Source organism: Porticoccus sp., from assembly GCF_965660005.1.
In the GTDB taxonomy this organism is placed as follows: domain Bacteria; phylum Pseudomonadota; class Gammaproteobacteria; order Pseudomonadales; family Porticoccaceae; genus Porticoccus.
The window spans coordinates 1-10,269 of the sequence record NZ_CBFHYF010000018.1 but is presented as its reverse complement, the minus strand read 5'-3'; the positions used below and the strand labels follow the sequence as shown (position 1 = coordinate 10,269).

14 protein-coding genes are annotated in these 10,269 nt (G+C 53.1%); 10 read left to right on the top strand and 4 right to left on the bottom strand.

Features of this window, described 5'->3' with window-relative positions; translation table 11 throughout:
- A partial coding sequence (locus ACTF5G_RS05760) for a zinc finger domain-containing protein (protein WP_438951867.1) occupies window positions 1-501 on the top strand: 501 nt, incomplete at its 5' end.
- On the opposite strand, the gene coaD is transcribed toward ACTF5G_RS05760, so the two are convergent.
- Entirely contained in the window at window positions 502-984 is a 483-nt protein-coding gene (gene coaD, locus ACTF5G_RS05755; RefSeq protein ID WP_438951866.1) for a pantetheine-phosphate adenylyltransferase, read from the bottom strand. It lies immediately after the preceding gene.
- Window positions 985-1,039: 55 nt separating this feature from the next.
- Window positions 1,040-1,639 (bottom strand): 16S rRNA (guanine(966)-N(2))-methyltransferase RsmD, encoded by a 600-nt coding sequence (gene rsmD, locus ACTF5G_RS05750; RefSeq protein ID WP_438951865.1) that lies wholly within the window; start codon window positions 1,637-1,639, stop codon window positions 1,040-1,042.
- A gap of 95 nt (window positions 1,640-1,734) precedes the next feature.
- On the opposite strand from rsmD, the gene ftsY reads away from it, so the two are divergent.
- The 9 genes from ftsY (at window position 1,735) to ACTF5G_RS05705 (ending at window position 8,713) form a co-directional block, all read left to right on the top strand.
- Complete coding sequence (gene ftsY, locus ACTF5G_RS05745) at window positions 1,735-2,760, top strand: signal recognition particle-docking protein FtsY (RefSeq protein ID WP_438951893.1); 1,026 nt, start codon at window positions 1,735-1,737, stop codon at window positions 2,758-2,760.
- A 17-nt stretch (window positions 2,761-2,777) separates the two neighbouring features.
- On the top strand, window positions 2,778-3,455 hold the full coding sequence (ftsE, locus tag ACTF5G_RS05740) for a cell division ATP-binding protein FtsE (RefSeq protein WP_438951864.1): 678 nt from the start codon (window positions 2,778-2,780) through the stop codon (window positions 3,453-3,455).
- Window positions 3,445-4,494, top strand: coding sequence for a permease-like cell division protein FtsX (gene ftsX, locus ACTF5G_RS05735; protein ID WP_438951863.1), 1,050 nt, complete (start codon window positions 3,445-3,447; stop codon window positions 4,492-4,494). The genes ftsE and ftsX overlap by 11 nt, the downstream gene beginning before the upstream one ends.
- Window positions 4,495-4,598: 104 nt before the next feature.
- Window positions 4,599-5,453, top strand: a complete 855-nt coding sequence (rpoH, locus tag ACTF5G_RS05730; protein WP_438951862.1) for an RNA polymerase sigma factor RpoH — start codon at window positions 4,599-4,601, stop codon at window positions 5,451-5,453.
- 78 nt (window positions 5,454-5,531) lie between these two features.
- Window positions 5,532-5,924, top strand: a complete 393-nt coding sequence (locus ACTF5G_RS05725; RefSeq protein ID WP_438951861.1) for a DUF423 domain-containing protein — start codon at window positions 5,532-5,534, stop codon at window positions 5,922-5,924.
- Window positions 5,925-5,932: 8 nt separating this feature from the next.
- The gene (trmB, locus tag ACTF5G_RS05720) at window positions 5,933-6,619 is read left to right on the top strand and encodes a tRNA (guanosine(46)-N7)-methyltransferase TrmB (RefSeq protein WP_438951892.1); all 687 of its coding nucleotides are present in this window, start codon (window positions 5,933-5,935) and stop codon (window positions 6,617-6,619) included.
- A gap of 108 nt (window positions 6,620-6,727) precedes the next feature.
- Window positions 6,728-7,384 carry an isoprenoid biosynthesis glyoxalase ElbB gene (gene elbB / locus ACTF5G_RS05715; RefSeq protein WP_438951860.1) on the top strand — a complete coding sequence of 219 codons (657 nt, stop codon included), beginning with the start codon at window positions 6,728-6,730 and terminating at the stop codon, window positions 7,382-7,384.
- 7 nt (window positions 7,385-7,391) lie between these two features.
- Complete coding sequence (locus ACTF5G_RS05710; RefSeq protein ID WP_438951859.1) at window positions 7,392-7,910, top strand: TIGR02444 family protein; 519 nt, start codon at window positions 7,392-7,394, stop codon at window positions 7,908-7,910.
- A gap of 50 nt (window positions 7,911-7,960) precedes the next feature.
- Window positions 7,961-8,713: an FKBP-type peptidyl-prolyl cis-trans isomerase gene (locus tag ACTF5G_RS05705; RefSeq protein WP_438951858.1), complete on the top strand. Its 753-nt coding sequence runs from the start codon at window positions 7,961-7,963 to the stop codon at window positions 8,711-8,713.
- A 119-nt stretch (window positions 8,714-8,832) separates the two neighbouring features.
- Here ACTF5G_RS05705 and rsd read toward each other — a convergent pair whose 3' ends face one another.
- Both rsd and ACTF5G_RS05695 read right to left on the bottom strand, forming a co-directional pair.
- Window positions 8,833-9,312: a sigma D regulator gene (rsd, locus tag ACTF5G_RS05700; RefSeq protein ID WP_438951857.1), complete on the bottom strand. Its 480-nt coding sequence runs from the start codon at window positions 9,310-9,312 to the stop codon at window positions 8,833-8,835.
- 102 nt (window positions 9,313-9,414) lie between these two features.
- A complete protein-coding gene (locus ACTF5G_RS05695; RefSeq protein WP_438951856.1) occupies window positions 9,415-10,122 on the bottom strand; it encodes an LrgB family protein in 708 nt (235 codons plus the stop codon).
- Window positions 10,123-10,269 lie beyond the last annotated feature (147 nt).

Below are 10,269 nucleotides of genomic sequence, written 5' to 3'. Positions count from 1 at the left end.
TATTCCGACCCGCGCCGGTTTGGCTCGATACTTTGGGTCGAGGGGCCTCCGGAGCGACATGCACGACTCTGCCAGTTGGGCCCTGAACCCTTTTCACCCGATTTTAACGGTGATTATCTTTACCGGGTGTCCAGAGGGAAAAAGGTTGCTATCAAGCCATTCCTGATGGATAACCGGGTCGTTGTGGGTGCCGGTAATATTTACGCCAATGAGTCACTTTTTCTCAGTGGTATCAAACCGACCCTGGCAGCCGGTAAGCTGTCACGGCGGCGTCTTGAATGTCTGGCAGAGCAGGTTCGCGAAGTGCTCGAAAAGGCGATAGTGCAGGGTGGTACAACCCTGCGGGATTTTGTCGGCGGCGATGGCAAGCCCGGGTACTTCAAGCAGCAATTGCTTGTCTATGGTCGAGGAGGAATGCCGTGTCTGCGCTGTCAAACGGTATTGAGGGAAATCAGATTGGGGCAGCGTTCAACGGTCTATTGCCCGAGCTGTCAGACGTGATCAGCTGTTGCAGAATTTTTGTACCAGTGCATCTCTCACCGGCGCGGGAACAAATTCGTTGACGTCCCCACCCAGGGAGGATATTTCCTTTACCAGTGAAGAGGAAATATAGGAAAGCTTTTCCGAGGGGGTCAGAAAAATACTTTCAATATCCGGTGACAGCGCGCGGTTCATGTTGGCGAGCTGAAATTCGTACTCAAAATCCGATACAGCCCGCAGTCCCCTGAGAATGGCATCTGCTTTGCAATCTTTGACGAAATTTACCAGCAGGTAATCAAATCCCCTGACTTCCACATTATTGATGTGAGACAGGGCCTGTTTTGCCAGATCAATACGCTCATCGAGGTCGAACATCGGGTGCTTTTTTGAGCTGGTAGCGATGGCGACAATCACATGATGAAACAGGCTGCTGGCTCGTTCCACCAGATCGATATGCCCGTTGGTAATCGGATCAAAGGTGCCTGGATAAACAATGATTTTCACAGTGGTTGCAAGCCTTGGAAATGGGCTGGCATGGTAAACGTTTTGTCTGGGCGGCTCAACTGACCCGATACAATCGGTAGCTGACCTGTCCGGCGGTTTTCTCACGCAGCAGTTCCCATGTGGGAGGGATCCCCGGTAGAGGTTGGTGCCGGTTGGTCTCCAGGTAGATCAGACCGTTGGTTGCCAGCAGTCCGGGTTTCTGCAGTAACGCGCAGCAGGGCTGCAGTAGGTCGGCGGAAAACGGTGGGTCAATAAATACGATGTCAAAGGGGTAGACTGGCGATGTGTTTGCCAGCCAGTCAAGCGTGTCTGCCTGAACAATTTCCGCAGTATCGGCCTTTAATAGTAGGCAATTGCGTCGCAGGTTGTCAGCCGCCTGGCGGTGTTTCTCAACCAGAGTAGCCCTGGCTGCCCCTCTTGATAATGCTTCAATTCCCAGTGCACCTGATCCGGCAAACAGGTCCAGGCAATTGGCGCCAGCAATGGATGGGGTCAGCCAGTTGAATAGGGTTTCCCGGATACGGTCCCCGGTCGGTCGCAACCCTGCTACTTCGTTAAAGTGTAATTTGCGCCCGCGCCACTGCCCGCCGATAATACGGACTTGACTGCGAGTGCCCCTCACCGCATTTGTTGCTATAGACGGGTGGTTTTTCAAGCGTTATGTACCCCTTAAAGTGATAGCATACACCGCCCGATAGTAACCGAGAAAACAGGATCGCTGTGACTGACCCCAGTAAGATGGAAAACGATATGCCGGCGAGTGAAAAGTGCTCTTTTTTGCAGCGCCTTCGTTCACCCAAAGCACCTGGGCAGGCACCCGATGTGGTTGAGTCCGGGCCATCCACAGCCGTGGCTGCACAAAAAGAGACTCTTCGCGACCGATTTCGTCGTGCCCTGTCGAAGACCGGTCGTACATTTGGCAACCTGTTTCTCGGTGACAGGGAAATAGACGATGAATTGCTGGAAGAACTTGAAACACTGCTGTTGCAAGCCGATGTGGGTATTGAGTCCACGGTGGAAACTATTCAGGATCTCGCCGGGCGGGTACAGCGCAGGGAGTTGGCTCACAGCCGTGCCCTGTTTGCTGCACTGCAGGATGCCATGGCAGAAAAGCTGAAGCCCTGTGAGCAACCGCTTTCGATTACCGGGATACATAAACCTTTCGTGATTCTGGTGATCGGGGTCAATGGTGTTGGCAAGACCACAACCATTGGCAAACTGGCCAAACGCTTTCAGAGTCAAGGTAAATCTGTCATGTTGGCAGCCGGTGATACCTTCCGTGCGGCAGCGGTTGAACAGCTGCAGGTCTGGGGTGAGCGCAACAGGGTGTCGGTGGTTGCCCAGCAGAGCGGCGCAGACAGTGCTTCGGTGATATTTGATGCCATCCAGGCTGCCAAATCCCGCGGTACTGATGTCTTGATTGCCGACACCGCGGGACGCCTGCACAACAAAAGCAATTTGATGGAAGAGCTGAAAAAGGTCAAACGGGTGATGGCCAAGCTGGATGACAGTGCTCCCCATGAGGTGCTGCTCGTGCTGGATGCCGGGACAGGCCAGAATGCCCTCAATCAGATGCAGCAATTTCAGGAGGCCGTTACGGTCACTGGTGTTGCCCTCACCAAACTGGATGGCACCGCCAAGGGCGGTATCATCTTTTCCCTCTGCAAACGCTTTGGTGTGCCCATTCGGTTTGTGGGTTTGGGTGAGGGTATAGATGATCTACAACCCTTTGTGTCTCAGGAGTATGTGGCGGCATTGTTTGATCAGAACACGTGAGTGGCAGGCCAAACCCCATGATCAGCTTTGATAAAGTCAGTAAACGTTATGCCACGGGCCAGGAGGCTCTGAGTGGCTTGACACTGAATCTCGATGCCGGCGAAATGGCTTTTCTTACCGGGCATTCCGGTGCCGGCAAAAGTACGGTGTTGAAACTGGTGATGCTGATGGAGCGCCCCACCCAGGGGCAGTTGCTGATCAATGGCAAAAATCTTGGCCGACTACACCGCAGCCAGATACCCTACTACCGGCGCAATGTCGGTGTTGTGTTTCAGAATCATCAGCTGTTGTTTGATCGAACGGTGTTTGACAACGTGGCATTGCCGCTATTGGTGTCCGGTTATCAGCCCCGTGAGGTAGGTCGCCGGGTCAGGGCAGCCCTGGATAAAGTGGGTCTGCTCGACAAGGAAAAACAAAATCCCATCACACTGTCGGGTGGTGAGCAGCAGCGTGTGGGTATTGCCCGGGCTGTGGTACACAAGCCCCGCATTCTGCTGGCGGATGAACCCACTGGAAACCTCGATCCGGAACTGTCGTCGGAAATCATGAATCTGTTTCGTGACTTTGGCGAGGTAGGAGTCACCGTTCTGATTGCCACTCATGATATCGACCTGATTTCCCGGATGGATTTGCGTGTTCTGCAGCTGCAACAGGGCAGGTTGGCGAGTGATGAGAGGCCTGTGCATGTCCGCTAACCGGTGGCATAAACAGGATCGCAGTTCTACGCCAGAGCGCCATGTCGGGGTGGACAAAAAAATGCCGGCAAGGGAGCAGCGTCGTGGCGCAAGTGGTGGACAGGTTCGCTGGTCCGACAGACTGAAAAGTTATTTGCAGCATCATCAACAATTACTTACCAGTACCAGCAGGAAATTATTGACGGAGCCGGTTCAGACCCTGATGACGTCTCTGGTTGTGGCAATCGCACTGGGTTTACCGGCTGCGCTCTATCTCGGTATTGTCAATCTGGAGCAGCTTGGCAGCCGTGTGGAAACAACGGCTCAGCTGACCCTGTTTCTGAACAAATCTGCTTCAGACGAAACGATTGAGCAGTTGCGGCAGAGCCTGTCGGAGGATGCAGATATTCGCTCAGTCAGTTATATCTCTCGGCAGCAGACCCTGGAGGAGTTCCGCGAGTTATCCGGTTTTGGCGATGTGCTGGAGATGCTGGAGGAGAACCCTTTGCCCGCGGTGTTGCTGGTGCAGCCAAACAACCGGTTTCAGGGAGACCTGGTGGCCAGCGAGGCACTCGTGGCAAGACTCATGGCCATGCCTGTTGTGGATGATGTGCGGCTGGATATGAAGTGGATGGAACGCCTGCAGGCAATACTGTCCGTCGGAGAGCGGCTGGCATTTGCCCTGGCTCTGGCGCTGTCACTGGGCGTGTTGTTGATTGTGGGTAATACGATTCGTCTGGCCATCGAAAATCGTCGGGATGAAATTATCGTGGTCAAACTGGTGGGTGGAACTGACAGCTATGTGCGTCGACCCTTTCTCTACACCGGTGTATGGTATGGACTCATTGGCGGCGTGCTGGCCTGGATACTGGTCGCTCTGGCGTTATTTTCCCTTTCCGGTTTGGTGTCGAGGCTGGCTACGCTCTACCAGAGTGTCTTTGAGCTGGAGGGTCTCGGTATGGTCGGGCTGCTGTATCTGATGGCAACGGGTGCTCTATTGGGCCTTGTGGGGGCCTGGCTGGCGGTGGCGAGACATCTTTCGAGTATCGAGCCGGGTTAAGACTTGCGTCAGGTCAATCAAACTGGACTGTGCAACTTTTTTATACTATGGAAATCTAACGGCAAGTTGCTAAACTACTGTCCCCTTGGTTTTTAGAGGTTGATATGAAGAAAGCGTTACAGACTTTTGAGTGGATGGCCCCGGGTGCCAATCTCGCCGCTTATATGCAGGGAGTTAATTCCATTGCCGTGCTGTCTGTGGAGCAGGAGCGCTCACTCGCTGAAGACCTCTATTATCGTGAAGACCTCGACGCTGCCCGTCGACTGGTGCTCTCGCATTTGCGTTTTGTCGTGCACATTGCGCGCTCCTACAATGGTTACGGTTTGCCCCTGGGAGATCTGGTTCAGGAAGGCAACGTCGGTCTGATGAAAGCGGTAAAACGCTACAACCCCGAGAAAGGTGTGCGTCTGGTCTCTTTCGCTGTGCACTGGATCAAGGCCGAGATTCACGAATATGTCTTGCGCAACTGGCGCATTGTGAAAGTGGCTACCACCAAGGCACAACGCAAATTGTTTTTTAACCTTCGCAGTGCCAAGCAGCGTCTGGCCTGGCTGACCAACAATGAAGCCGAGGCCATTGCCCAGGATCTGGGGGTTGATGTGAAGCAGGTGCTGGAGATGGAGCAGCGCCTGTCGGCTCGTGACACGGCTTTTGATGTGCCGGAAGACAGCGACGAGGACAGTAATTATCAGGCCCCGGCACTCTATCTCGAAGACCGGCGTGCGGATCCCGCCTGGCAACTGGAGCAATCTGATAGTGAAGAAGACGTTTATGGGCGGATGGCTTCGGCGCTGGAAGAGCTCGATGACCGCAGTCGCGATATTATCAACAGGCGGTGGCTGATGGATGATAAAGCCACACTGCACGATCTGGCTGACAAGTATGGTATCTCCGCCGAACGGGTTCGTCAGTTGGAACAAAATGCGATGAAAAAAGTGCGGGCAATCATGGAGGCCTGACGTCGTCATTGTTGTCGATACCTGAAAAGCCGCGACTCACGCGGCTTTTTTATTGAAAAACGCGTTCCTGGAGCAAGCATGAAACTATTGGCAGTCTGTGCGGCAATTTCTGGATTCCTTGCGGTAGCGTTGGGCGCTTTCGGGGCCCACGGGTTGCGCGGTTCGGTCAGCCCCGAGATGCTGGCTGTCTGGCAAACAGCCGTGTTGTATCAGATGTTTCATGCGCTCGCGCTGTTGATTCTTGTGGTTGCTGCCATAGGTCAGCCTTTGCGATTACTGGCTGTCGCGGGTTGGTTGATGGTGATTGGAACCCTGTTGTTCTCGGGCAGCCTCTATGCACTGGTTATCACCGGGTTGACGGCATTCGGCATGGTTACCCCGGTTGGCGGATTGTTGTTCATGGCAAGCTGGGTGGTGTTGTCCTTTGCGCTGGTTCGGCTCGTTACAATGGTGAGAGGCGGGGGAAGGTAGGGTTGGAAATCAGGCCAGAGTTTAAAAAGAAATCCATCCGAAGTTATGTCGTTCGTGCAGGCCGGATGACAGAGGGACAGCGTACTGCATTTGAAAAATACTGGCCCTTTTATGGCTTGAGTTTGTATCAGGGTCGACTGGATGCGGTCTCCGCATTTGGTCGTCAGGCACCCCGGGTGCTGGAAATTGGTTTCGGGATGGGTGATTCATTGCTCACTATGTTGCAGGCAGAGCCGGATAAGGATTTTATTGGTATTGAGGTGCATCCACCGGGGGTGGGGCGTCTGATTAACAATGCCGGCAAATTGGCTTTGCCAAACCTGCGGGTTTATCTGGCCGATGCGAATGATGTTCTGGCCGATTGTATCGCCGATCACAGTATCGATCGCATTCAGGTTTACTTCCCGGACCCCTGGCACAAGAAGAAGCACAATAAACGGCGTTTGATTCAGACGGCATTTGTCGAGCAACTACGCGACAAGCTCAATATGGGGGGAGTACTGCATTTTGCAACGGACTGGCAGCCCTATGCAGAACATATGCTGGAGATAATGGAGGCAGTCGACGGTTTTGAAAATTTGGCTGGCGCGGGGAATTATGCACCCCGGCCGGACTATCGCCCCACCACCAAGTTTGAACAGCGTGGTGAACGTTTGGGTCACGGTGTGTGGGATTTACTTTACCGTGCTGTCTGACCGGCACTGAGTGATGTGGTGGGAATCCATAAGATGGCTGCCTATAATTGTGCTGGTGCTGAGATGAATCCATACATCTGAGCAGTGGAAATCGGAAGGAGGTTAGTGATGGGCAAGCGAGTGGCAGTAGTCCTGTCCGGCTGTGGTGTTTATGACGGTTCAGAAATCTATGAAAGTGTGATTACCCTGCTCAGGCTTGATCAGGCTGGTGCCGAGGTTCAGTGTTTTGCGCCGGACATCGAGCAATTACATGTGATCAACCACGTGACGGGTGAAGTCGCGGAGGGTGAAACCCGTAATGTGCTGGTGGAAGCGGCGAGGCTTGCTCGAGGTGAGATCAGGGAATTGGCAGAAGCAAATGCCGATGATTTTGATGCGGTCATTTTGCCCGGTGGTTTTGGTGCCGCCAAAAACCTGTCCAACTTTGCTGTCCCGGGTGCCCAGTTGAATGTCCAGAAGGAACTCCGTGACTTTATTGGTGCCATGCACAACAGCGGAAAGCCGGTTGGGTTGATGTGTATCGCGCCGGTTATGTCCGGCGTATTGTTCGATGCGGGGGTAAAATGCACTATTGGTGATAACCCTGAAATTGTTGCAGCCATCGAAGCAACCGGTGCCGAGCATCGGACCTGTGGTGTCGGTGATATCTGTATCGACGAAAAGAACAAGTTGGTTACCACCCCCGCGTATATGCTGGCTGGCCGAATCAGTGAAGCAGCCACGGGTATCAATAAACTCGTAGACGCAGTGTTGGGTATGACCTGAGACACCCATGGGTCAGTTGTCGGACAACCCTTTTTGGGGCTATTCGTTGGTTCACTACAGTCGCCCGGAAGTCGCGAGCGTGTGCCTCGAGCTGCAGGATAATGCCGACGCCAATGTCAATCTGGTTCTGCTCTGCTGCTGGCTCGGCAGTATTGGGGAAGTATTGAGTGCCGAGGATCTGGATGAAGCGGAAAAGGTAATTCGAGACTGGAATGAACAGGTTGTCAAACCATTGCGCCAGATCCGGCGCTTTTTACAATCCGAATCTGCGTCTGGTGCCGATCGGGAAAGGCTGTTTGAGGTGAAGCAACTTGAACTCAAGGCCGAGTGGGTTGTCCAGAGTAAGCTATTTGACTGGTGGCAGGAAAAGGACGATACGCTCGTGAACCGTTCAGCTGCTGCAGGGCCGGACGACAAACGGCAACAGAAAAATCTGAATCTTTACTTGAGCCGTATAGGTGGCAAACCAGTAAATTCCGGAAGTCCGTTGATTTGGCCGGTTGCCCCGGCGAAGATCAAAAACTGAATTTACGTTAAGATAACATCTAAATTGATTTTCCATACAGGGTACTGATTATGAAAATAAAATATTTATTGCTGGCTTCAACGGCCATGTTCGCCTTAGGGGCCTGCAGTGAAAAACCACAGACAGTGCAGACAAATGATCAAGATCAGGAACCGGTCCTGGAAACGCAATTGCAGAAATACAGTTATGTCATCGGTGTGGACATGGGTGGCCAACTGGCGATGGGTGGTATTGAGCTGGATCGTGAAACCTTCGCTGCGGGTCTGGCTGATGCACTGGATAACCGCGATCCGCGTATTGATAACGAAGAGCTGGCCAAGGTTATCGAAACTTTCCATGCAGAGCAGCAGGCCAAGCAGCAGTCAGCAAATGTTGGCCAGCAGACGGAAATGACCAAAGCAGGCGAGGAAAATGCCGCTGAAGGAAAAGCATTTCTTGCTGCCAACGCCAGCAAAGATGGTGTGATTACCACAGAAAGTGGTCTGCAATACAAAGTGATTACTGCCGGAACAGGGGCAATGCCGGATGCCAATGATAAGGTTTCCGTAGAGTATCGGGGTACGCTGGTTGACGGTACTGAGTTCGATGCATCCGAAAAACACGGTGGTGCGATAGAGCTGAACGTCGGACAGGTAATTCCGGGCTGGACTGAAGCGTTACAGAAAATGCAGGAAGGCTCCAAGTGGGAGCTCTATATCCCATCTGACCTGGCCTATGGTCCGAATGGCACAGCTGGACTGATTGGACCGAACGCCACACTGATTTTTGAAGTGGAGCTGGTCAAGGTAATGGGTCTTGAGTAATGCGCGACCTGTCAGGTCCGTTAATTTTAAAAAGGCCCTTGCGGGCCTTTTTTATTGGTGGTCAAACTGTTCAGGCAAGGAGATGGCACGCGAAAACGTTCTGATGCCGACCTGCCTAGCTAGTTGCTTTTGATGGGTTGACCTTGGTGATGTGCGGAGTGCAGCACTTCTATCATGTAGTCCTCGGCCTCGAGCCTTGATTCAATGGCTTCTCCCAATGTGGAAAGATCCTCTGCCAGGGAGCTGAGATCATCTGTTTCCAGATACTTGTCATTGAAATCAAGGATCAGCTCTGTTGTCGCATCAATTGTCTGCAGCAAGTTGTTGGCGGCTTCCAGTGCTTCTTGGTCCTGGTAACTGGCCCCTTCTCGAATCAATTGATCGTAAATTTCAAAGTGGCCAGCGGAAGTATAGTCCACAAGAATTTCAAAAAAGCCTTTAACTTTTTTGCCCTGTGAAGGGTCCTCACTGCTGAAATGAGGGATTTCTCCCAAGCCACAGAAGCAAACCAGCATCTCCTGCCGCTCCTGTAGCCACTGATCTATCAGCTGGCTGACACCCCCCCAGCGTTCCTGGGCCGACTTGCAATTCTCTAGCATAAACAACGCTGCTTGTGATTATTGGAATGCATCAAGCATAGGGAATCAGCGTGTGTGTGGCAAGCATCCCTTGGGTTTGCTCCGTCACAATATCAGTAGGGGTTAGTTGAGGAAAAAAAGGATCAGCCACGGCAGGGTGAACGCCGTCAATGCCCCGGTCATGCCAAGCCCCAGACTGGCGAATGCGCCGCAACGGGCACTGATTTCAAAGGCCCGGGTTGTCCCAACTCCGTGGGCACAAATGCCTGTGACAAAGCCGATGATGCGGTCATCCGTGATACCCAGCCAGCGAAATAGCATGGGGCCCATCACCGCTCCCACAACACCGGTAAAGACAACCACCCCGGCAGTCAGTGCGGGTATCCCGCCAATTTTTTCCGACAGGCCAAGGGCGATAGGTGTGGTGACTGACTTAGGTGCCAATGAAATCAGAGTTTCCATTGTGCCGCCGAGTAGCCAGGCAATGATCAGCGCACTTAGCACCGCAAAGCTCGCACCAAAACTGAGGGTCATTATCAATGGTTTGAGCAGTCGTCTAATATAGTGAAATTGCTGGTGAAGCGGGATTGCCAACGCAACGGTCGTGGTGCCCAGCAAAAAAAAGAACAGTTGATTGGCCTCCCGGTATTGATCGTAATCAATATGGGAGGCAACCAGGATGCCACTCACCATTAACGGGCCTGTGACCAGCGGGTGCATCAGCGCCTGTAGGGTGGGCCTACCCCGATTGAGCCGATACAGCCAGAGAGCGGCGGCGAAAGCAGCAAAGGTCAGTACCAACAGCAGGGTAGTGGCCAGCCACGCTGTCATGGACGCTCGCCCTCAGCGGACATCAGTTTTTGCATCAACAGGGCAGCCAATAGCAGTGTTAGCAGGGTTGCCAGAACAATGGCCCCGGCGATGGGAAGCCATTGGTTCCGGGAGATGTCAGGCAGAAAAAACAGGCCGGTGCAGGCG

Excerpts from the sequence above, each read along its gene's own strand:
- ftsY (WP_438951893.1), top strand. The coding sequence starts at position 1,735 with ATGCCGGCGAGTGAAAAGTGCTCTTTTTTGCAGCGCCTTCGTTCACCC.
- ftsE (WP_438951864.1), top strand. The coding sequence starts at position 2,778 with ATGATCAGCTTTGATAAAGTCAGTAAACGTTATGCCACGGGCCAGGAG.
- ftsX (WP_438951863.1), top strand. The coding sequence starts at position 3,445 with ATGTCCGCTAACCGGTGGCATAAACAGGATCGCAGTTCTACGCCAGAG.
- rpoH (WP_438951862.1), top strand. The coding sequence starts at position 4,599 with ATGAAGAAAGCGTTACAGACTTTTGAGTGGATGGCCCCGGGTGCCAAT.
- ACTF5G_RS05725 (WP_438951861.1), top strand. The coding sequence starts at position 5,532 with ATGAAACTATTGGCAGTCTGTGCGGCAATTTCTGGATTCCTTGCGGTA.
- elbB (WP_438951860.1), top strand. The coding sequence starts at position 6,728 with ATGGGCAAGCGAGTGGCAGTAGTCCTGTCCGGCTGTGGTGTTTATGAC.
- ACTF5G_RS05710 (WP_438951859.1), top strand. The coding sequence starts at position 7,392 with ATGGGTCAGTTGTCGGACAACCCTTTTTGGGGCTATTCGTTGGTTCAC.
- ACTF5G_RS05705 (WP_438951858.1), top strand. The coding sequence starts at position 7,961 with ATGAAAATAAAATATTTATTGCTGGCTTCAACGGCCATGTTCGCCTTA.
- rsd (WP_438951857.1), bottom strand. The coding sequence starts at position 9,312 with ATGCTAGAGAATTGCAAGTCGGCCCAGGAACGCTGGGGGGGTGTCAGC.
- ACTF5G_RS05695 (WP_438951856.1), bottom strand. The coding sequence starts at position 10,122 with ATGACAGCGTGGCTGGCCACTACCCTGCTGTTGGTACTGACCTTTGCT.